Origin of the sequence: Bradyrhizobium sp. AUGA SZCCT0177 (assembly GCF_018130125.1) — a bacterium.
GTDB lineage: Bacteria > Pseudomonadota > Alphaproteobacteria > Rhizobiales > Xanthobacteraceae > Bradyrhizobium.
Window position 1 is genome coordinate 161939 of sequence record NZ_JAFCMA010000006.1, and the last position, 20403, is coordinate 182341.

Annotated in this window: 18 protein-coding genes and 1 pseudogene; 12 read left to right on the forward strand and 7 right to left on the reverse strand. The window is 60.9% G+C overall.

Features of this window, described 5'->3' with window-relative positions:
* The first annotated feature begins 92 nt into the window (after positions 1 to 92).
* From JQ597_RS09335 to JQ597_RS09355, 5 genes are all read left to right on the forward strand, one after another.
* Positions 93 to 1298, forward strand: coding sequence for a CaiB/BaiF CoA transferase family protein (locus tag JQ597_RS09335; protein WP_212263898.1), 1206 nt, complete (start codon positions 93 to 95; stop codon positions 1296 to 1298).
* A gap of 12 nt (positions 1299 to 1310) precedes the next feature.
* Positions 1311 to 2087 (forward strand): enoyl-CoA hydratase/isomerase family protein, encoded by a 777-nt coding sequence (locus JQ597_RS09340; protein ID WP_212263899.1) that lies wholly within the window; start codon positions 1311 to 1313, stop codon positions 2085 to 2087.
* On the forward strand, positions 2087 to 2542 hold the full coding sequence (locus JQ597_RS09345) for a MaoC family dehydratase (protein ID WP_211998688.1): 456 nt from the start codon (positions 2087 to 2089) through the stop codon (positions 2540 to 2542). Before JQ597_RS09340 ends, JQ597_RS09345 begins: the two co-directional genes overlap by 1 nt.
* A gap of 4 nt (positions 2543 to 2546) precedes the next feature.
* Positions 2547 to 3404: an HpcH/HpaI aldolase/citrate lyase family protein gene (locus tag JQ597_RS09350; RefSeq protein ID WP_212263900.1), complete on the forward strand. Its 858-nt coding sequence runs from the start codon at positions 2547 to 2549 to the stop codon at positions 3402 to 3404.
* A 962-nt stretch (positions 3405 to 4366) separates the two neighbouring features.
* The gene (locus JQ597_RS09355) at positions 4367 to 5599 is read left to right on the forward strand and encodes an acetyl-CoA C-acetyltransferase (protein WP_212263901.1); all 1233 of its coding nucleotides are present in this window, start codon (positions 4367 to 4369) and stop codon (positions 5597 to 5599) included.
* A gap of 32 nt (positions 5600 to 5631) precedes the next feature.
* On the opposite strand, the gene JQ597_RS09360 is transcribed toward JQ597_RS09355, so the two are convergent.
* Genes JQ597_RS09360 through JQ597_RS09370 form a run of 3 tightly spaced genes read right to left on the reverse strand, consistent with a single transcriptional unit; the run spans position 5632 to position 9537 of the window.
* Positions 5632 to 7224: an ATP-binding protein gene (locus tag JQ597_RS09360; protein WP_212263902.1), complete on the reverse strand. Its 1593-nt coding sequence runs from the start codon at positions 7222 to 7224 to the stop codon at positions 5632 to 5634.
* Positions 7221 to 7922, reverse strand: a complete 702-nt coding sequence (locus JQ597_RS09365) for a response regulator transcription factor (RefSeq protein WP_212263903.1) — start codon at positions 7920 to 7922, stop codon at positions 7221 to 7223. Before JQ597_RS09365 ends, JQ597_RS09360 begins: the two co-directional genes overlap by 4 nt.
* A gap of 25 nt (positions 7923 to 7947) precedes the next feature.
* Positions 7948 to 9537, reverse strand: coding sequence for a DUF4153 domain-containing protein (locus JQ597_RS09370; RefSeq protein ID WP_249147650.1), 1590 nt, complete (start codon positions 9535 to 9537; stop codon positions 7948 to 7950).
* A gap of 189 nt (positions 9538 to 9726) precedes the next feature.
* Between JQ597_RS09370 and JQ597_RS09375 the strand changes: the two genes are divergently transcribed.
* From JQ597_RS09375 to JQ597_RS09385, 3 genes are all read left to right on the forward strand, one after another.
* Positions 9727 to 11028, forward strand: a complete 1302-nt coding sequence (locus tag JQ597_RS09375; protein ID WP_212264005.1) for a glycoside hydrolase family 3 N-terminal domain-containing protein — start codon at positions 9727 to 9729, stop codon at positions 11026 to 11028.
* Between the two features lie 130 nt (positions 11029 to 11158).
* Positions 11159 to 12202 (forward strand): LLM class flavin-dependent oxidoreductase, encoded by a 1044-nt coding sequence (locus JQ597_RS09380; RefSeq protein WP_212263904.1) that lies wholly within the window; start codon positions 11159 to 11161, stop codon positions 12200 to 12202.
* Positions 12199 to 12510, forward strand: a complete 312-nt coding sequence (locus JQ597_RS09385; RefSeq protein ID WP_212263905.1) for a hypothetical protein — start codon at positions 12199 to 12201, stop codon at positions 12508 to 12510. The genes JQ597_RS09380 and JQ597_RS09385 overlap by 4 nt, the downstream gene beginning before the upstream one ends.
* Before the next feature lie 24 nt (positions 12511 to 12534).
* On the opposite strand, the gene JQ597_RS09390 is transcribed toward JQ597_RS09385, so the two are convergent.
* The 3 genes from JQ597_RS09390 to JQ597_RS09400 all read right to left on the reverse strand — a co-directional run bounded on the left by JQ597_RS09390 (position 12535) and on the right by JQ597_RS09400 (position 14934).
* On the reverse strand, positions 12535 to 13689 hold the full coding sequence (locus tag JQ597_RS09390; protein WP_212263906.1) for an OpgC domain-containing protein: 1155 nt from the start codon (positions 13687 to 13689) through the stop codon (positions 12535 to 12537).
* A gap of 165 nt (positions 13690 to 13854) precedes the next feature.
* Positions 13855 to 14130, reverse strand: a complete 276-nt coding sequence (locus tag JQ597_RS09395; RefSeq protein ID WP_212263907.1) for a hypothetical protein — start codon at positions 14128 to 14130, stop codon at positions 13855 to 13857.
* A gap of 186 nt (positions 14131 to 14316) precedes the next feature.
* Positions 14317 to 14934 (reverse strand): LexA family transcriptional regulator, encoded by a 618-nt coding sequence (locus JQ597_RS09400; RefSeq protein ID WP_212263908.1) that lies wholly within the window; start codon positions 14932 to 14934, stop codon positions 14317 to 14319.
* A 132-nt stretch (positions 14935 to 15066) separates the two neighbouring features.
* Here JQ597_RS09400 and JQ597_RS09405 point away from each other — a divergent pair, with 132 nt between their 5' ends.
* Positions 15067 to 15597 (forward strand): GcrA family cell cycle regulator, encoded by a 531-nt coding sequence (locus JQ597_RS09405; protein ID WP_212263909.1) that lies wholly within the window; start codon positions 15067 to 15069, stop codon positions 15595 to 15597.
* Positions 15598 to 15663: 66 nt separating this feature from the next.
* A complete protein-coding gene (locus tag JQ597_RS09410; protein ID WP_212263910.1) occupies positions 15664 to 16233 on the forward strand; it encodes a DUF6456 domain-containing protein in 570 nt (189 codons plus the stop codon).
* A gap of 4 nt (positions 16234 to 16237) precedes the next feature.
* Here the strand turns inward: JQ597_RS09410 and JQ597_RS09415 are convergent, their stop codons facing one another.
* Positions 16238 to 17800, reverse strand: coding sequence for a winged helix-turn-helix domain-containing tetratricopeptide repeat protein (locus JQ597_RS09415; protein ID WP_212263911.1), 1563 nt, complete (start codon positions 17798 to 17800; stop codon positions 16238 to 16240).
* A gap of 143 nt (positions 17801 to 17943) precedes the next feature.
* On the opposite strand from JQ597_RS09415, the pseudogene mddA reads away from it, so the two are divergent.
* Positions 17944 to 18713, forward strand: a pseudogene (mddA, locus tag JQ597_RS09420) (methanethiol S-methyltransferase).
* 366 nt (positions 18714 to 19079) lie between these two features.
* Positions 19080 to 20342 (forward strand): CaiB/BaiF CoA transferase family protein, encoded by a 1263-nt coding sequence (locus tag JQ597_RS09425; protein ID WP_212263912.1) that lies wholly within the window; start codon positions 19080 to 19082, stop codon positions 20340 to 20342.
* Positions 20343 to 20403: the final 61 nt, after the last annotated feature.

Genomic DNA, 20403 nt, shown 5'->3' on the forward strand with positions numbered 1-20403 from the left:
ACCGGTTCGCGTGAAGAAAACGCGTCAAAAAAAGAATCAAGAGCTTCGGTTCTGATTTCATCAGAACCGATTGCGCTCCTGTGGGAGGATAAATGGCTATCCAGCGTACGCTATCGCCGACGCATGAGGCGCCGTATCGCGGCTTGCGGGTGCTCGATTTCGGGCAGGGCATCGCCTCGCCCTATTGCGCGATGCTGCTCGGCGTTTACGGTGCCGAAATCATCAAGGTCGAGCCACCGGAGGGGGATTGGTCGCGTTTCCTGGGTACGACCTATGGAAACCATACGACGCTGTCGGCGGTCTATAACCGCGGCAAGCGCAGCCTCTGCCTCGATTTGAAGCACAAGGACGCGATCGCAATCGCCCGGAAACTGGCCAAAGACTGCGACGTCCTGATCGAAGGCTTTCGTCCCGGTGTCGCAGCCAGGCTTGGAATTGGCTACGAGGAACTCTCGCGCGACAATCCCGGCCTGATCTATCTCTCGGTGAGCGCATTCGGGCAGAGCGGACCTTACTCAAAGCGGCCGGGCTCGGATTCCGTTGCGCAAGCGTTTTCCGGCCTGGTGTCGATCAACGTCGGCAATGACAAGACCCCACACCGGGTCGGCACCACGGTCTCCGACGTCGTGACCGGTGTCTACGCCTTCCAGGCGATTGCCACCACGCTGTTCGCGCGCGCCACCACCGGCACCGGCCGCTGGATCGACGTCAATCTCTGCCAGTCGACGGCGGCGCTGCTCGGCCACAAGGTCGCCGAGCATATTCTGGAGGGCGGCGCGCCGCGGGCGCTTAACGTGCCGGCGGGTTCCTATCAGACCAGCGATGGCTGGATGATGGTCACGCTGGTCAACGAGCCGCAATACAAGCGCCTGTGTGCCGCCATCGAGCGTGACGATCTCGCCAGCGATCCGCGCTTTGCGGACTTCGCCAGCCGGGCTGACGCGGCCGACACGCTGATCTCGCAGCTGCGCGAGGTGTTTCTGGCGCGACCGACCGAGGCCTGGCTGTCACGGTTGCATGCGGCTGATATCATCGCCGAACGCATCCTCAATCCCGGGGAGTGGCTGCGCAATCCTCACGTCGAAGCGACCAACGCGTCGGTGTGCCAGGATACCCGCGGCGTCGGCCCGGTCTACACGCCGCGCACGCCGGGTATTGCCAGCCTTTCCGAAGACGCACTTTGCCCCGCGCCGGATATCGGACAGGATAGCGTTGCGGTCCTGACCGAGGCCGGACTCGATCGCAGCACCATCGATGATTTGATCGCAGCCGGCGCGGTGCGTCAGGCCAGACAATAAGGAAGCGGCATCATGAGCGCTGAACTCGTTCGCTACACCGTCTCGGACAAGATCGCGGAAATCATGCTGGACCGGCCGCCAGTCAACGCGCTGAGCATGCCGCTGATCGATGCGCTGCTGGCAGCGCTGCAGAAAGCGAAGGACGATCCGTCGGTATCTGCCGTCATCATCGGCAGCCTGCACAAGGTGTTCTGTGCCGGGCTCGATCTCGACATCGTCAGGGGCAAGCCCGGGATCGAAACCAAGAAATTCCTCGAGCGGCTGTATTTCGCGCTCAACGATACCCAGTATCGCATGGGCAAGCCGACCATTGCCGCGGTCGACGGCGCGGTGCGGGCCGGCGGCATGACGATTGCGATCTCCTGCGACATGATCATCGCCGGCGATGCCTCGACCTTCGGCTATCCGGAGATCGATGTCGGATTGATCCCGGCGATCCACTTCGTGCAGCTGCCGCGGCTGGTCGGAAAGCACCAGGCGTTTGGCCCGCTGTTTCTGGGCGAGCCCTTTGATGCCGCGACTGCATTCCGTATGGGTCTTTTGAGTGAAGTGGTGCCGAAGGAGACCGCGCTCGACCGCGCCCGGGATATTGCGCGGAAGCTCGCCGCCAAGTCGCCGATCGTGATGAAGATCGGCCGCGATGCCTTCATGCGCGCGGTCGATGCCGATTTCCGTCGTTCGGTCGAGAACACGGCCGAGAGCTTTGCGCTTGTGGCGACGACGGAAGATTGTCAGGAAGGGTTGAACGCATTCGTCGAGAAACGGACGCCAAACTACAAGGGGCGCTGATGGCCGGATTGTATTTCGAGGAGTTCGAGGTCGGCCGGGAATTTCATCATGAGTTCAGCCGGACCGTCACCGAGATGGACAATACGATGTTCAGCCTGCTGACGATGAATCCGCAGCCGCTGCATATCGATGCGCATTTCTCCGAAAATACCGAGTTCGGCCAACGGCTGTTCAACAGCCTCTATACGCTCGGCATCATGATCGGCATGAGCGTCTACGATACGACGCTGGGCACGACGGTCGGTAATCTGGGCATGACCGACGTCAAATTCCCTAAACCGGTGTTTCACGGCGATACGCTGAAATCTCATACGAAGATTATCTCCAAACGCGCCAGCAAATCGCGGCCGACGCAGGGGATCGTCGAGTTCGAGCACACCATGACCAATCAGCGCGGCGAAGTAGTCGCGAGTTGCCGCCGCACCGGGCTGATGCATTGCAAACCAAAGGCGTGAATTGATGCGATCGTTCCTGTTCGTTCCCGGCGACAGCCTGCGCAAGTTCGAAAACGCCAAAAAGACCGCGGCTGATGCGCTGATCCTCGATCTCGAGGATTCGATCGCGCCGGACGAGAAGGTCGGGGCGCGGCGGACCGTGCGCGAAATGCTCGATGCGCGGAACCCGGGCCAGAAGATCTATATCCGCGTCAACGCGCTCGATACCGGCATGACGCTGGGCGATCTCGCCGCCGTGATCCCGGGCCGGCCCGACGGTGTCGTGCTGCCGAAATGCGCCGGCGCTGCCGACGTCAATAAACTGTCCCTGTATCTCGATGCGTTCGAAACTGCATCTGACATCGAACACGGAACCACCCGGATCGTGACGGTGGCGACGGAGACGGCGCGGGCGGTGCTCAAGCTGCTCGACTTCGAGAATATGAGCCCGCGGTTGTGGGGCATGATGTGGGGCGCCGAGGATCTTGCGGCGTCGCTCGGCGCCTCGCGCAACCGGACCGCCGGCCGATATCATGGACCGTTCGTGCTGGCACGCGACCTCTGCCTGATCAGCGCCGCGGCTGCCGGCGTCGTCGCGATCGATACCATTGCCACTGACATCAATGATCTCGAAGGCTTACGGGAAGAATCGATCGCCGCGCGTCAGGACGGGTTCCTGGCCAAGGCGGTGATCCATCCCAAGCACGTCGATGTCGTCAACGCCGCCTTCCTGCCGACGGACGAAGAGATCGCCTGGTCGGAGAAGATCGTCAAAGCCTTCAATGACAATCCGGCCTCCGGCGTCGTCAAGATCGACGGCAAGATGATCGACAAGCCGCATCTGCGCGCCGCGGAGAAGATTCTGGCGCTGCGATCCCGGTAGCGCGCCCCGTAGCCCGGATGAGCGCAGCGATATCCGGGTAACTTTGCGAAGAATCCCGGATATCGCTACGCTCCTGCCTCGTCATTCCCCGATGCGCAATTGCGCATCTGAGGGCGCGCGTAGCGCGAACCCGGAATCCATCAGGCCGCATGCTCTGTCGCTCGATGGATTCCGGGCTCTCGCTTCGCGAGCCCCGGAATGACGGTGAGAGATGCGACAAATTAGCCCGTCGGGCAAAGTTTCGCTTTTACAGAAGGGCAAATCAGGAGCACACATATCGCCATCCCGTCCTACTCAGAAGGGCGTCGGCCGTCGTCACGGACGTTGGGCGGGTTGCGGTGGACGCTGGTTTACGCCTCGACGACGGCGTGGACGTGTGGTCCTGGCACCCGTTGCAGGTGCCAAGCTGTCGGGTAGGCGTGAGCTGAACCGGCGGTGACGGAGTCAACCAAGAACTCGTCTCCGGGGAGAGCACGATATAAGCCGTAAAGCCATTGCGCAGGGAAGGCCGGGTGTTCTCCGCTGCCCTGTATGCTCGTGTGCAGCATTTGTTGTGCTAACCGCACACGAGACCGCGGGTGCAGCGCGCACCCGGTCTTCCCTGCGCCCTCTGTATTTAGGGCGGGAAGTTTCTGGCAAAGCTCGGGCGCAATGCGTCGCGAGAATGCGAAACTGCGTTTGGATGACGGTGTAACAACAAACACCGCCGTCGTCCCGGCCTTGAGCCGGGACCCATACGCCGCGGCCCATCGGTGAGAACGCAAGTGTCAAATACCTTCTGCAACAATGAGCATCACGCGGTATGGGTCCCGGCTCAAGGCCGGGACGACGAGCAGAGAGCATGAGTGCTATAGTGGACCGCCTCTGCCCGAAGTGCATGGCCCCAGACGCGCGGCGTGAATTGACTTTGCGGCTTGACCGGCGGCAAATGCGCCCAACTAACAAACCCTGAGGAAAACACCATGGCTGACGCGCTGATCATCGACGCCTGCAGGACACCGCGTGGCATTGGCAAGGCCGGCAAGGGTGCGCTCGCCGGCATCCATCCGCAGCAACTCGGCGCCACGGTGTTGCGTGCGCTGGCAGATCGCACCGGGATTAATACCGCTGACGTCGACGACATCATCTGGGGCACCAGTTCCCAACGCGGAGCGCAGAGCGGCGACCTCGGCCGGATGTCGGCGCTGGACGCCGGCTATGATGTGCGCGCCAGCGGCGTCACGCTGGACCGGTTCTGTGGTTCCGGCATCACCAGTGTCAACATGGCGGCCAACGCCATCATGTCGGGCTCCGAGGATCTCGTGATCGCCGGCGGCACCGAGATGATGTCGATGGAGGGTCGCCGCGGCGAGGGGCCGTTCATGATGGACAACGGCAACCTTCGTCTGCGCGCCCGGCACCCGCAATCGCATCAGGGCGTCTGTGCCGATGCGGTGGCGACGCTGGAGGGTATTTCGCGTCAGGACGTCGACGCCCTCGGCGTCGAGAGCCAGAAGCGGGCGGCCGCCGCCATCAAGGGCGGTCATTTCGACAAGAGCCTCGTGCCGGTTCACCGCGAGGACGGCGGCCTTGCGCTGGACCGCGAGGAATATCCGCGTCCGCAGACCACGCTGGAAGGCCTTGCCGGGTTGAAGCCCGCCTTTACCGCGGTCGCGGACTATCCGCTCGACGACAAGGGCACGACCTACCGCAATCTTATCCTCGACAAATATCCCGATCTCGACATCAACTTCATGCATCACGCCGGCAATTCCTCTGGCGTCGTTGACGGCTCGGCGGCCATTTTATTGGCTTCGCCGAATTATGCCAAGGCGCATGGCCTGAAGCCGCGGGCGCGCGTGGTCGCGATGGCGAACATGGGAGACTCCCCAACCCTGATGTTGAATGCGCCGGTGCCGGCGGCGCGCAAGGTGTTGGCCAAGGCGGGCCTCACGCTCGATGATATCGACCTGTTCGAAATCAATGAGGCCTTCGCCGTCGTCGCCGAAAAATTCATTCGCGACCTCAAGCTCGACCGCGACAAGGTCAACGTCAATGGCGGCTCAATCGCGCTCGGTCACCCCATCGGCGCGACCGGCTCGATCCTGATCGGTACCGTTCTCGACGAACTGGAGCGGCGCGACCTCAGGCGTGGCCTGGTGACGATGTGCGCCGCCGGTGGCATGGCGCCTGCGATCATCATCGAGCGAGTCTGAAGCGTTCTCGGGCGAAGAAAACGCGATCAAAATCAAGCGGCGGGAAACTGCAGTTCGAACGCCACGTCCTTGTCTGATGGCAACAGCCGGATCGATCCGCCGTGACTCGCCATCACGGCCTGGACGATCGCGAGTCCCATTCCGGTGCCGCCGGTGTCGCGGCGGGTGGTGAAAAACGCGTCGAATATCTTCTCCCGGTTGGCTTCCGATATCGGATCCCCGTCGTTGCTCACGGTCATCTTGACCGTGGTACCTTCATCGACCGCTGCCAGCCGCACATTCCCAGCGTTGTGACGAATGGCGTTGTCGGTCAGATGCGAAAGGACGATGAGCGCCTTCTCATTGGACATGCCGATCGAACGTTCGAGACAGCCGGTGGCGTCGATCGCGCGGGTGGGAAAACGGCTCCTCAGTCCACTGACGACCTGGCTTAATTCGGTGTGCTCGTTCTGCGGCGTGGTCTCGGCGCGCGCCAGTTCGCGCAGCCGCTGCGTCATCGCTTCCAGGCGCTCGGTGTCGCCCAGAATATTCGATACGAAACTCTTCTGCTCCATCCGCGTGAGATTGTCGGTCTCGCTCTGCAGTGAATCCAGCAAGAGTTCTGCGGCGCCCTTGATCGAGGTCAGCGGCGACTTCAGCTCGTGGGTGAGATGCGACGAGAAGGTCGCGATGTAATCCGATCGGCGCGACAATTGCTCGGCCATATCGAGAAAGCTGTGCGACAGCTGGGAAAACTCGCGGGTGCCGTAATGCGCCAGCGGCTGAAAGGCGTCGCGGTCGCCGCGGCTGATACGGGCGGCGCGATCGACCAGTTCGCGCATCGGCCGGGTGATGGTGCGGGAGAAGACCAGGCCAATGATGACCGTGGCGAAGATGACGGCGAAGCCTGCAAGAATGAACTTGCCGCGCTCCTGATAGAGATGGTCGAAGATGTTGCTCGGCGTCCTCGACAAGTAGATGACGCCGGCAACGCGGTTGTTGACGACGACGGGCATGGCCGAAAATACGTGAACGCCGACGCCGCGGCTGATCGAGTAGATCGGCGGCGGGGGCTTGTCGGGGACCCTGATCCGCAACGCGGCGCGATACTGGCCCTGCAGCGCCGTCGCCACCTCCTCGATATGCGCCAGCGATTGGCCGACTTCGTTGCGGCCGGCGATCACCACGCCGCGGGGATCGAGGATCCGGAATCCCGCCAGCGTGACCTTCTGCGTTTCCAGGATGATCGGCATCAGCCGGGCACCGATCTCGACATAGGCCTGAGATGCGGGAGCACCGGCCGGAAGTGCGTCGGGCCGCCGCCTCAGCAGGTCTGCGCCGGCGGCAAGGTCGAGTGCCGGCCGGATTGGCGTCATCTTGTCATCCGAAACAGGGCGCGCTTCGGGCGGGATTTCAGCGCCGAGGACGACCCCGGCATTGAGGCGGGCTTCCACGTCTCGCGCATAGACCGCGGCCAATACCCGGCTTTGGGCAATCAGCTCGGCCTGCGTCTGGTGAATGAGCTGGTTGTCATAGAGCCGAAAGAAGAACAGTCCGACCAGAGGCAATGCGGCCACAGCAGCCAACGCGGCAAAAATGATCATGCCGACCGACGGCCGCCATTTCTCGCCGGCCCGCGATGTCATGCGTGCGGCTCGCATCGGCCGAGCTTGAAGCCAACGCCGTGGATGGTCTCGATGACATTGTCGCAATTCACCGCGGCAAGCTTGGCGCGAATATTGCGAATATGGCTGTCGATGGTGCGGTCCGACACCTGGATGTTGAGCTGATAGGCGGCATTCATGATCTGCTCGCGGCTGAAGACCACCGATGGCCGGGTTAGAAAAGCCCTGAGGATTCCGAATTCGATGGCGGTCAGGCGAAGCGGCGTACCGGCGAACGCCGCAACATGCTGTTCCGGATCAACCAGCAGCCCGCCCTGGGAAAGTGCCGCATTTGCCTTTGGGTCCGACCCGCGCAGGGAGGTGCGGCGCAGGATGACATTTACCCGCGCGACGAGCTCGCGCGGGCTGAAAGGCTTGGTGACGTAATCGTCACCGCCGATCTCGAGGCCCAGCACGCGGTCGATCTCTTCGTCGCGTGCCGAAAGAAACAGGATCGGAACGTCCGATGACTTCCGGACCTCCCGGCAGACATCCAATCCATCGAATTCCGGCATGCCGATATCGAGAATCATGAGGTCCGGCCTGTCGGCGGCGAAGCGGGTCAAAGCTTCCTTGCCGTCCCGCGCCTCGAAGACGGTCATCCCGGCCTTCCGGAGCGCGACCCGGATGACTTCGCGAATATGCAGGTCGTCATCGACGATGAGGATACGGTGTGTCAAACGTCTCTCCGGACAAAGGTCGTCGTCAACTCGCGGTCGAACTCTTTGAGGCGTCCAGAGTACGCTGGAGCCGCCAGCTCCGAAAACCCCAGGCGCGCCAGGATGCCAAATCATTGAGATGCTGTTCTACAAGGTAGTTGCGGCGGAGAACAAGGTTTGGATCGAAGCTGCGGAGGGCAATCGCCCTGTCGATGGCGGGCAAGGCCTGAGGACCGAGATGAAACAGATAGTTGATGTCGACCGGGACACCCTTTCCCGTGGCTTCGCGGCTATGACCGACATTGTAGTCGGCGATAACAGCAGGAAAATTGACCAGCGAACAAACATAGAGCGTTGCGATCAAAGTGATGAGGTTCGCGCGGATCAGCCAATCGTTCGAACGATTGAGCCTGATACGGGCAACGATAAGCAGCAGTCCGAACGCGACAAGCAGCATCCAGATAAAGGCTGCGACGCGCCACCAGGTCAGCAGGTAGATCTGCACATAGAGATCGAGCCGCAGGATGGATGACGCAACCAGCAGGACGTTCTGCGCGACCCAGAGATAGACGAGCGGCCGGATCACCTTCGATTGCTCGGCCGGGCCGCCGGGTCTCATTGCGATGAGTACGAATCCGGCAGCCAGCAACGCGGTGAGGATCAGGGGATAGGCGCCCCGGTGCGCATAGGCCGCGTAGCTGATGTCGGCCGGCAGCGTCGCGTTGCCCCAGAGAAAGAACACGTCCAGGGCGGTTTGAACCGCAAACAGCAAATTGAACAGGATCAGCGAACGCAGGATGGTCGCCACACCGAAGAAGTCGACGTCATGAACTGGCTTCTCCTGCTCCTCCGTTACCGATACGACCAAGTCGGCCGGCACCTCGGACTTGCGGCGCCACCGGACGTGGATAAAGGGCCAAACGAGTGACAAAGCGGCTGCCCAAAACAGCACCCGTGCCAGGCTGATATAGGAGGTGGCGCTGCCGGGGTTCATCAGGCTGATCCATTTCTCAAGCAGCGGATTGGCCGATACGAACAGCAAAGCGAAGATGCCGCTGAGAACTACCGGAATGAACCACACGGTGAAACCTGCCGTCAGCGCCGGGAGATTGAACGCGCTGATGGCGTCCCGGAGCAATCTGAACGGGCCGACCAGATAAAGGTCGCAGAGCGCGGCGGCTTGTTCGCCAACGCCGGTCAGTTTGCGATCTGTCGTTAGCGAGAGGCCAACGCCGAGCGCCACGACAATGAAGAAGAGTGAAGCGGCATTGAATTCCTCGACGGCCGGGATGAGGGCGGCGAGCACAAGGAGACCGGCAACTAGAACCTTCGCTTTGTTCAGCCTGGTGAAATTGGCGAGCAGCGCGCCGCCGGTTAGTGCAATGGCGAAGATAACAGCGGATATTCCGGTTCGCTGGCCGTAGAACAGCCAGTCGGCCAATGCCGCGAGGGCCAGGGCAATGGCCGGCTTGATTGGGAAAGTGCTTTCCCGAATGGAGCCTGCATGGGGTGCCGGCGTGGAGAATTCAGCCATTGTTGCGCTGCCTGTCTGGAGGGAAAGATTGCAGACCAGCGCCGCCGAGAGTGGCTCAGAGAGCCACCAGCCATCATTGGCTAAACGCGAGGGAATCGGCATTCAAAGGCCGTCACCGGTTTGCAAGACGAGCTATGCGCGGCCGTTGTGCAAATGCCGGGAAGGCGGTCTGCAAGACTTCAGGATTCTTATGCAGTTTCTGTGCAGCCACGCTTATGCGCTCGCGCGGCAATAACAAGTTTGATACGGCGATGGTCTCGCCTGTCACACACGCACACAGCATCGTCCTTCATGCAAATCATCAAACGTATCGGCGTCGGCCTGGCCTGGTTCGCGGGGTTGGCTTTCATTTTCATCGCGGCGAACAAGAACGATCCTTATCTGATTGCGTTGCGTGGTACGGGTAACATCGTTCTTGTCGTGGTGAGCATTGGCGTTCTCGCCTGCCTGATTCGCAGCGGTTACTGGCGCAGGCGAGGGATCGCGGGAAAACTGCTGGTCCTGCTGTGGTGCCTGCCGCCGCTGTCAATGCTGTGCGCGCAAGCCTCGTTCGAGTTGCGCAGACGAAACGTTCTGCAGACCGACGTCGCGCAGGCGCGTAGCCTCGGCCAGCATTTCATGGTGGGGTATTCATCATTCCCTGAAGTGGCTGCTTTGGCTGAGAAAGGCCTGATCGCCGGCATCTACATCACCAAACACAATGTACGAAGAGCACCGGCGACGCTGAAATCTGAACTCTCGGCGCTTCAGGAAAAACGACGTGCCGCCGGCCTGCCGCCATTGATTGTCGCCGCCGACCAGGAGGGCGGCATCGTCTCGCATCTGTCGCCGCCCCTGACCAAATTGCCTGCGCTCTCGACGTTGGCGAGCCTTCCGCCGGATGTTCGCACGGAGAAAGCGGAGGCGTTCGGGCGAACTCATGGTCAGGAACTGGCGGCGCTTGGCGTCAACCTCAATTTGGCGCCGGTGCTGGATTTGCGACCCGACGCGAAGCGTAACCGGTTCGATTTCAACACGCTGATCGGCCACCGCGCGATTTCCGACGATCCGGCCATCGTGGCCGACATCGCCAGGTCCTATGTCCATGGGCTTGAGGACGTTGGTGTCGGTGCGACCGTGAAGCACTTTCCGGGGCTGGGGCGGGTTCGTGCCGATACCCATCACTTCAGTGCCGGTCTCGACACGCCTCTGGCGGAGCTCGAAGCGTCCGACTGGCGGCCGTTTCGGGATGTGCTGGCGGGCTCCAGGGCGCAGTTAATGATCGGGCACGTGACGCTGACCGCTGTCGATCCCGACCGCGCGGCGTCGCATTCCCGGCTTGTGGTTGACGGCATCGTTCGCAAGAAGTGGAATTATCAGGGCGTCATCATGACTGACGATCTGGTGATGGGCGCGATCTATCAGAACAATGTCTGCACAGCGGTGGTGGAGGCGCTCAATGCCGGCGTCGATCTGCTGCTGGTCGCCTTCGACGGTACGCAATTTTACCGGATCTTCGCGTGCGCCAAGGAGGCATCTTCTCAAGGGAAACTCGATTCGGTAACGCTGCGCGACAGCGAGGCACGGCTAAAGCGGGCATTGCCGCCGGATTGAGAGAGACGCCCTTCGCGGTCTCGGTGCTGGAAGGTCTGGCGTTTGCCATGTAACATCCTCTTACGACGCGCCGGTCGTCGCCGCAGGTACCATCGTGGCGGGCCGGAAAAGACGTCCTCGGGGTGTTGCAATGCAGTTCGGAGTCTTCGATCAAAACGATCACGGGCCCTATCCGCTCAGCGAACAATATGAAAATCGGCTGCAATTGATCCAATTCTACGATCAAGCCGGATTCCGTACATACCATATGAGCGAGCACCATTCGACGCCGCTCAATTTGACGCCATCGCCAAGTGTGTTCCTTGCAGCGGCGGCGCAGCGCACCAAGCGTCTGCGCCTCGGTGCGCTGGTCTACGTATTGCCGGCGCACCATCCGCTGCGGTTGGCCGAAGAAATCTGCATGCTGGATCATCTGAGCCGGGGCCGGATCGAGGTCGGGATCGGCCGAGGCGCGTCGCCGCATGAGCTGCATTATTTTGGCGTCGATCCGGACCAGGCACAGGCGATGTATGTCGAGGCCTACACCGTCATCATGCAGGCGCTGACGCAGGCCGAGGTGAATTTTCAAGGCAAGCACTATCAGTTCACGAACGTGCCGATCGACATGAAACCGGCGCAGCTTCCGCACCCGCCGCTATGGTACGCGGTCCCGGTGCCCGAGGGCGCGGTCTGGCCGGCGCAGAACAGGATCAACATCGTGTGCGGCGGGCCGCTGCCGCGGGTACGTGAGATTACCGACCGCTTTCGCGCCGAATGGGCTGCGGCGGGCAATTCGCCGGAACAGCTGCCGCTGCTCGGGATCAACCGTTTTGTGGTGGCGGCCGACAGCGACCGGGAGGCGATGGCGCTTGGTCGCCGTGCCTGGCCGAACTTCTACAGCAGCTTCATGAAGCTCTGGAAGAAGCACGGTACGCAGCCGCGTTTCGCCCGGCTGCCCGAGGATTTCGATACGATGGTACAAAACGGCGGAGCGATTGCGGGATCACGGGGCACGATCCGGGAGCAGGTCAGAAGGATGACCGAGGAGGCGGGCGCCAACTACTTCATCAGCCAGTTTTCGTTCGGCAACCTCAGCCAACCGGAGGTACTGCACTCCGCTGGCATCTTTGCGCGCGAGATGCTGCCCGTGGCGCGGGAGCGCGTGGCGCAGACCGTCCAGGAACACCAAGGATGATCATTCGCGTTATCGCATCGAGCCGATCCGTCGAAATCGATGACCCCGAAAATTTCAAGGCATTCTCGGTCCGCATCGAAGGGGCGATGGATTCCACCGTGCAGGCAAAACTGCTTGGCAGCGTGGCCGTGCGCAGCGACCGCGAGCACGCCTGGATTTCGGAGAAGGTCTTGCGCGATTGGCCTTCGCTCACATACGAGGCGTGGTGGCAGGATGGCCTGTCGAACATGATCGCAGCGGTGCAGAAATTCGGCTGGATCGATCAGGTCAACCATTCGATCCGCGCCCACATCGAATACGCGCCGTAGCGGTTTGGTGGACCGCAGCCTCGCTCAGTAACGAGTGCTGAGCGCAGGTTTGTAGTCCTGCCGCCTGGACCACGACGTGTAATAGGCAACGCCCGCCATGATCGCGATTCCGGCGATGCTGACCAGGAAATGCATCGCGAGCGAATTCGGTCCCGTGATCAGGAAGAAATGCCCTGCAAAGGAAAGGAAGACACCGGCGCAGAAGACAGGCAACCATTCTTCCCCGCACTTCACGATCGGCCGCAGGGCTGGCCGTTGAAACCCATGCCAGTCTCTCGGGACCGCGAACGAGAAGAGGAAGGCAAGAGTGAGGAAATGAAGTACCCTGTAAGGGGCCAGATTTTCCTTTTCATTTGGAAGGAAGAAATCGAGCACGGCGTCAGGAACGATTCCAGCCAGCTGCGGCACGTTTCCCGTTACGGTCACGATCAACGCGAACAAGAGATAGAGCAAAGCCAGTATGCGCAGGATCGAAAGATCCTGGAGCGAACGAATCGTCCGCATTTGCCTCGCGCTACCCAACGCGAACCAGGCGCCGAGCACGAACAGCAACTGCCAGGCGAATGGATTGAAATACCAGTGCCCGTCTGGAAATGAGGATAGATTCCAGTCGAATTTGCGGGCGGCGAGGTAAAGGACAATCGACCCGGCTGCCGTCAGGTTCGGCCGGCGCAACATTCCGAACAATACGACCGGAAAAAATGCCATCAGGACGATGAAGAGCTGCAACACATCGAGGTTGAGCGGCTTGGCCTGGAGCAGCAGGCCGTAAATCAATGTCCGGATCGTGTGGCCGAGGATTCCGGCGACATTGAATTCGTGGATGATTTCGGGCGCCGCCGATTTCCTGGCGACGTATCCGATCAAGTCGATATAGATCACGAACAGGACGACATAGGCGGCGTATAGCTGCCATACGCGCCTGAAAATGCGGGTAGCGGTGACCAGGAAACCGCGCTCCAGCATCATTTTTCCATAGAGGATTGCGGCGGTATAGCCGCCGACGAACACGAACAGGTCGGTTGCGCCGCTGAATCCGAAATTCCGCAGGGTCAACAGGCTGACTGCGTTATGCGGAATGTGATCCAGAAATAAGAACCAGGCAGCGATACCAAGCAGCAGACTGAGCCGGGGATCGCCGTCGCGTGCGGCAATCTCGGCCTTCATTGACGGAAACATGGAGTGTATGAACTTTGCAAGCCGGAGAAAATCGAATCGCTTATGTAGCGCAATTGTCTGCGCCGTCCGAGTAGACTTTGCGTGACGAATAATTAAGGAAGCCGCCGGCGATCAAAGCCCGTTAATGATCACATTATTTTGACGACGGAACAGGGTTGCCCGAGTTCAGACGGTTTCATGTTTTCGCAGGTCGCGTCGGTGGTCGAACTGGTCGGCCTGCAGATCGACGCTTGCCGCGCCAATGTCGGGAAGCGCGGCTTCGTTCAGAATGTCGGCGGTTATGTCCTCGACGGAGGAATCGACGATTTCATGGATAAAACTGATGTTCCTGTATTCACCCGACGCAATCCGCGAGATGACCTCGCGCCGGGTGATTTCAGGATCGACAATGGCCTCGCGGCCACGCCGGCCGTAATCGATCATCACGACGAAATACTGCATATTTGGCAATCTGTCAGTCACCCTGGAACGGATGACACCAGTATTGCTGAAAACCAGAAAAAGTCAAGCGAGAATTCGGTAAAACAGCAATCAAGGCGGCGTGTGGCCTGCTCCCGACGGCCGGCGGCCGAATCACTTGATGGCTTTACCTGCCGAATCGCTTCCCTTTCTCCGGCATCCCGTCCGCTATTTTGCCTTGGCCGCCTTGCGTGTCTTCGCAGCCGCCTTATTGCGCAGGCGTTCGATCTGACCCCGCGGCAGGGTGACGCAGATCTCGCCGATCCATTCGAGTTTCACGCCCGTGATCGGCTTGGCGTTGAAGCTCTTGAGATTGACCAGAGGTGAGGACTTTCCTCGCTCGATCGTCTTCAAATAGCGCTCGCCGGTCTTCAGGCGCACGACAGCCTCTTCGCCGTAGAAGCTCGACAGCGGATGGCGCTGATCGCGGAAAACCACGATAACGTCGCCATTTTCGTACTTTGGCAGCATGGAATCGCCTGCAACTTCAAAGGCGATGGTCTCTTCGGCCATCGGGAAGGGCAGTTCGACCTCGCCGAGGCCCTCCGGCGGCACCTGTTCATGCTCCGGCTCGATCGTTGCGCCGGCGCCGACGCGCCCCATGATCGGCACCGAATTCAACCCGAGATATTCCGTGATCGGCGCGATCTCGGACGCCTTGATCAGCCGTATCCCGGACAGGATTTCCGAGACTGCGCCCGCACGGACCCCCATGGCGTCCGCCAGGCCACCCTTGCTCTTACCCGTCCTCTCAAGTGCCCGTTCGATCATTTTGACGTCCAGCATGGTTCATCCTTTCCCGAATTTCGGAAACACTAGCAGTTACGATTACCAGAAACAAGCTTGACTTTTTGTTCGGAATATCGGAAATAAACGAGGGGGCGCCGGGCGGCGCTGAAAGAAACAGGAAATTCGGTAATGGAACCAACAGACTGGGCGCCCGAGCACTCGGGCGCGCTGCGGGAGCTTTTTGCCCTGCATTTGTCCTTTGCCCGGATCGCGGCAACTATCAACAGGAAATTCAACACAGCTTACTCGCGCAACGCCGTGCTGGGCCGTGCCAGGCGGATGGGGCTCGCCGGGGACGATCGGTCCGGATCGTCCCCAGGCGTGGAGCCGCAGTTGACCCGGCCGGGCCAAATTCACCTGGTAGAGGCAACATCGCCCAGGTTTCCATGGCCGGTGCCGCCGCTTAGAGGGACGAAGCCGGTCGAGCTGCGTTGTGTCGAGATCGATCCGCTCCATCTTTCCCTGATCGAACTGGAACGCGGCAATTGCCGCTACCCTTACGGTGGGGACGAAGAGGGGGAAGCCATCACCTTCTGCGGTCATCCACGCCGGCCTGGCTCGAGTTACTGCACACCGCATTTTCATTTGAGCCGCGGCCCCGGCACGCCATCGGAACGCACGGCGTGCACTGTCTTGCTCAAGCTGGTTGAGACGGCATGAACAGCAACGCCGGGTTCTTCCGCGCGCAATCCAAATCCCATCGTTCTTGAAAGGAGATCATCCGACATGCCGAGAGCCAAGCGGAACAAGCCGTATAACCCTGCAAGGGCCCATGACCGGAAATCCCGGGATTTGCCACGCAACGCCGAGGTCGCGACCGTCGAGGTTGACAATCCCCTGGCGCTGGAGCCGGGTGAGAAGATCGTTGCCCTGCGCTCCATCCGCAACGATCCGCTTGCCCGTCTGCATTCGCATCGCCAGATCGACGAGGCGCAGTACCAGGGCGGGCGGGCCTTTCAGAGCGATTGGGAGAGAGCCGAGCGCGGCCCGCGCGCTGTCGATCCGACCAGGGAGTACGTGGATGGCGGTCAGATGCGCGAGCCGATCACCGAGGGGCAGCGCAAGGCCGTGCTGAGGCTCAATCGCGCCGAGCGCGAACTCGGTGCCGACGGTTCGGCGCTGGTGCATGACGTCCTTGTCCACGGCTTGACTATGGCGCAGGTCGGGCAACGGCGGGGATTGCTCACCCAGCGCTGGAAGGACTATTTCGCACGTCGGTTCTGCGAATGCCTCGACCGACTAGCACTGATCTATGGGTTCGCGAACGCCAATCCCGTCAAAACGCCCCCGCGATGAAGCATTATTCCAGCCCAGCGCGGCGGAACCCCTCTAGATAATGCTCCCGATCGGCGTCGAGTTTCCAGGGTAACTGCGTCGCGATCCAGGCCAGCGAGATATTGGGCTGGGTCCGCCGCAGCTCCTCGAGCGCAGCTTTGGCGACGTCGATCTTCCCGGCCATGCCGGCGGCTACCGTCAGCACGCGGTAGGCGCCGCTAAGATCGCCGCGCTGGCGGGTCGCTTCGCGCGCGAGCGAAATCGCCTCGCAATAGTTCCTGCCGACGAACTGGGCATAGGCGGCGACGCCGTAATAGATCGCGGACGAGGGATCGCGCGGGCTCTGGCGGATGGCGCGTTGCGCGGCCGCATAGGAGTCCTGCCATCGCCCGCAATAGGACAGCGCCAGCGCGTAGTATCCTTGAGCCAGCGAGAAGTTCGGGTTGAGCTGTAACGCCAGCTCGAATTCGGCCAGCGCTTGGTCGAGGCGGCGGGTGGAGAAATAGACGCTGGCGAGCGCGGTGTGCGCCCACGCATCCTCGCTGTCGGCAGCAATGGCAGCAAGCGCCGCGCGCTCGGCGATGGGGGCTACGGTCGTAATGTCCGCCCAGCCCAGATGCACGCCGAACATGTGGTTGGTGGCGATCAGGGCCAGCGCCTGGCCGTAATTCGGATCGATCGCAATCGCCTGTTCCAGGAGCGTCTGAGCGGCGGCGCTGTCCGTCCGCGTCACGCGCCAATGATGCGACAGCGCCCGCATAACAAGGTCCCACGCGTCCACGCTGTTCGGTGGTTTGCGCCGGCTGCGGAAGTTCTCGGCGGCATAGATCTGCGGCTCGATCGCCGAGACGATGGCATCGGTGATCTCATCCTGCACGGCGAATACGTCGACCAGATCGCGGTCGTAATGCTCTGCCCAGACGTGGCTGCCGGTCGCAGTGTCGTTGAGTTGCGCGGTGATGCGCACGCGATCGCCGCTCTTGCGCACGCTGCCTTCGAGGACGTAGCGCACCCCCAGTTCGGCGGCGACCTGCTTCAGATGCACCGCCTTGCCCTTGTAGGAAAACGACGAATTGCGGGCGATGACGAAGAACCAGCGCAATTTCGACAACGCGGTGATGATGTCTTCGCTGATCCCGTCAGAGAAGTATTCCTGTTCCTGGTCGCCGCTCATGTTGTCGAACGGCAATACGGCAATCGCCGGTCGATCCGGTAATGGCAATGGCCGGGGTTCAGCAGCGGCCTCGGCTGGCTCGGGGGGCGGATGAACGCCATTCACCTGCTCGTTCACGGTTCCAACGAAACGAAGACCCTTTCGCGGAATTGTCCGGATCAGCCGTTGCTCCTTGCCACAGTCGCCGATGGCGTTTCGGGCGGCGTTGATGCGGCTGTCGAGCGTTGAGTCCGACACGGTCCGACCGCCCCAAACCAGCGCGATGAGGTCGTTCCGGCTGACGACGTGATCGCGACGCTTCAACAGATGAACCAGCAAGTCGAATACTTGCGGCTGCATCGCAACCAGTTCGCCGTCGCGGCGCAACTCGCGAAGATTGGTGTCCAGAGCGTACTTGTCGAAGTCAAATTTCACGTGCGTTGTCGCATCCTTTCTCAACAAACAATCAAGTCCGTCTCATGGAGAGATCAAGCGTCAGGCAAAGTCTTGTCGGCGCGTTTCAGTCATCCTGCAAAAACCGAAGTCGCGATCCCATTGCCCTCCACGGAGTTAATTTCATGTCCGAAGCCCGAGCCATTGGCTCAGTCATGCCGACAAATCGAATGCTCAAATTCACTGCATTTCTGTTCGACGCTGTGGCCTATTTCACATTTCTCTTCACGATTTTGTATGCGATCGGGTTCGTATCGGACCTGGTCGTGCCGAAGGCCATCGATACCGGCGCGAATTCGCCCGTTTTGAAGCGATCGCCGTCAATCTCGCGTTGCTGTCGCTGTTTGCCATTCAACACGGCGTGATGGCGCGTAGGGGCCTTAAACAATGGTGGACGCAGTTTATTCCGAAACCGTTCGAGCGCAGCACCTATGTGCTGTTTGCCAGCCTGACGTTGCTGCTGCTGTTCTGGCAATGGCGGCCGATTCCGACCGTCGTCTGGCATATCGAAGAGCCCGAAATGGCCGCAACGATCGCCATATTGTCATTTGTCGGCTGGGTGATCGTGTTCACCAGCACATTCCTCACCAATCATTTGTTCGGATTGCACCAGGTCACCAACCACCTGACCGGTCGGCAGATGCCGCCATCGATCTTCCCGCCGCCGCTGCTCTACAATTTCGTGCGGCATCCGATCTATCTCGGCTTCATCATCGCGTTTTGGGCGGCGCCGACCATGAGCGTCGGACATCTGTTGTTCGCGGCGGTGACCACCGCCTACATCTTCGTCGGGATATTGCTCGAAGAGGGCGACCTCATAGGCATGTTTGGCGACGAATATCGTCGTTACGAGCAGCGGGTATCGATGTTGTTTCCGTGGAGCAAACTGATCTGATCCAGACTCTCTGTTGTTTGTACGGAGACATAAGTGATGAAGCATGCGGACACTGCCTCACCAGTCGAAGTGCAGGTTAGCGGGTTGCCGGATGGATCGGGCGAAGCGCTTCCCGGGGAAAAGTATTCGCGATACCCGCTGCGACACTGCTTTCGACGCGACTAAGCGAAGTATTGCGCTGCCCGGTCGGGGTAAACCCGATCGGGGGGCCGTTCGTTTGGGAGAGAGCTATGTCAGAGGCAGGTCCCGCCCTGCAAATTCGGGGTTTGGCGTTGGCTGCGGGCTTCCGGTAAAAGGCCATGAAGCACCGTTCGCGGCGGCCGCGATCCGTTCCGCCAGGCAAAATAACACGAGGAAATGCCCGACATGACTGCCAGACCGCAATTGCCGGAGCGCACGCCGCGCGCCAAGGGCGAACCGACCGCCCTCGATGGTCTGCTGGTCGTCGATTTCACCCGTGTTGTTGCAGGGCCCGCCTGTACGCAAACGCTGGCCGACTTTGGCGCCGAGGTGATCAAGATCGAAAATCCGGATGGCGGCGACGATACGCGTCATTATGAACATGCGGAAATCGGCGGCGAGAGTGCGGCCTTCCTCAGTCTCAACCGCAACAAGCGCGGTATTGCGCTGGATTTCACCAACCCGGCGGCGCTGGTAGTCGCGCGCGAACTGATCGCGAAAGCGGACGTCGTGGTGGAAAATTTCTCTGGCGGCGTGATGAAGAAATTCGGCCTCGACTATGCGTCGGTCGTTCCAACCAATCCGCGACTGGTCTATTGCTCAATCTCGGCCTATGGCCGCAAGGGAGAGCTCGCCTTGCGCCCCGGGTTCGACCCGATCACACAGGCCGAAAGCGGCTTCATGTCGCTGAACGGCTTTCCGGATGCTCAGCCGGTACGAACCGGCCCGCCGATCGTGGACATGGCGACGGGAATGTCGGCGTGCAACGCGATCTTGCTGGCTCTGATTGCGCGCGACCGGCTCGGCCGTGGCCAGCAGGTTGAGGTGGCGTTGATCGACACCGCGGTAGCGATGACCGGCTTTTATGGCATGGCCTACCTGATCAGCGGCGAGAACCCCGGTCGTTTCGGTAATTCACCTAACGGCTCGCCGACGGTCGGCGTGTATCAGGCCGCCGACGGGCCGCTCTATATGGCCTGTGCCAACGACCGGCTGTACCGCCGCCTTGTGACGGAGGTGCTGGAACGGCCCGACCTCGTGACCGACCCTGAGTTCGCTCACCGGAAAAACCGAACGGCCAACAAGGAAAAGCTGCGCGCCATCATTGCCGGCGTCTTTGCCAGCGACCGGCTCGAGAACTGGATGGCGAAGATGAAAAAGGCGAACATACCGGTCGGCTATCTGCGCACCGTCGAGGAGGGCTTCAACGCGCCGGAAGTGCGCGACCGCGATCGCCTCAGCCACATCCCGCATCCGACCGCTGGTTCAGTGCCCAACATCGAAACGCCGCTCAATATGAGCCTCACGCCGACGATCGATCCCGTCGCTGCGCCGCTGCTCGGCGAGCACACCAAGGAAGTGCTGCGCAAGACGCTTGGATACGATGACCGCCGTATCGCTGGTTTGGCCGAGGCGGGGGCTTTCGGAAAGACGAGCAATACCGGCTGATCGGCTGTCTTTCGTTTCCAATCGTGTCACCGGCGCCGGGTCTGATCCATTCGGACCGGTC

Bases quoted from the DNA above. Each gene is read 5' to 3' on its own strand.
- JQ597_RS09335 (WP_212263898.1), top strand. From the start codon at position 93: ATGGCTATCCAGCGTACGCTATCGCCGACGCATGAGGCGCCGTATCGC.
- JQ597_RS09340 (WP_212263899.1), top strand. From the start codon at position 1,311: ATGAGCGCTGAACTCGTTCGCTACACCGTCTCGGACAAGATCGCGGAA.
- JQ597_RS09345 (WP_211998688.1), top strand. From the start codon at position 2,087: ATGGCCGGATTGTATTTCGAGGAGTTCGAGGTCGGCCGGGAATTTCAT.
- JQ597_RS09350 (WP_212263900.1), top strand. From the start codon at position 2,547: ATGCGATCGTTCCTGTTCGTTCCCGGCGACAGCCTGCGCAAGTTCGAA.
- JQ597_RS09355 (WP_212263901.1), top strand. From the start codon at position 4,367: ATGGCTGACGCGCTGATCATCGACGCCTGCAGGACACCGCGTGGCATT.
- JQ597_RS09360 (WP_212263902.1), bottom strand. From the start codon at position 7,224: ATGACATCGCGGGCCGGCGAGAAATGGCGGCCGTCGGTCGGCATGATC.
- JQ597_RS09370 (WP_249147650.1), bottom strand. From the start codon at position 9,537: ATGCCGATTCCCTCGCGTTTAGCCAATGATGGCTGGTGGCTCTCTGAG.
- JQ597_RS09375 (WP_212264005.1), top strand. From the start codon at position 9,727: ATGCAAATCATCAAACGTATCGGCGTCGGCCTGGCCTGGTTCGCGGGG.
- JQ597_RS09380 (WP_212263904.1), top strand. From the start codon at position 11,159: ATGCAGTTCGGAGTCTTCGATCAAAACGATCACGGGCCCTATCCGCTC.
- JQ597_RS09385 (WP_212263905.1), top strand. From the start codon at position 12,199: ATGATCATTCGCGTTATCGCATCGAGCCGATCCGTCGAAATCGATGAC.
- JQ597_RS09390 (WP_212263906.1), bottom strand. From the start codon at position 13,689: ATGTTTCCGTCAATGAAGGCCGAGATTGCCGCACGCGACGGCGATCCC.
- JQ597_RS09395 (WP_212263907.1), bottom strand. From the start codon at position 14,130: ATGCAGTATTTCGTCGTGATGATCGATTACGGCCGGCGTGGCCGCGAG.
- JQ597_RS09400 (WP_212263908.1), bottom strand. From the start codon at position 14,934: ATGCTGGACGTCAAAATGATCGAACGGGCACTTGAGAGGACGGGTAAG.
- JQ597_RS09405 (WP_212263909.1), top strand. From the start codon at position 15,067: ATGGAACCAACAGACTGGGCGCCCGAGCACTCGGGCGCGCTGCGGGAG.
- JQ597_RS09410 (WP_212263910.1), top strand. From the start codon at position 15,664: ATGCCGAGAGCCAAGCGGAACAAGCCGTATAACCCTGCAAGGGCCCAT.
- JQ597_RS09425 (WP_212263912.1), top strand. From the start codon at position 19,080: ATGACTGCCAGACCGCAATTGCCGGAGCGCACGCCGCGCGCCAAGGGC.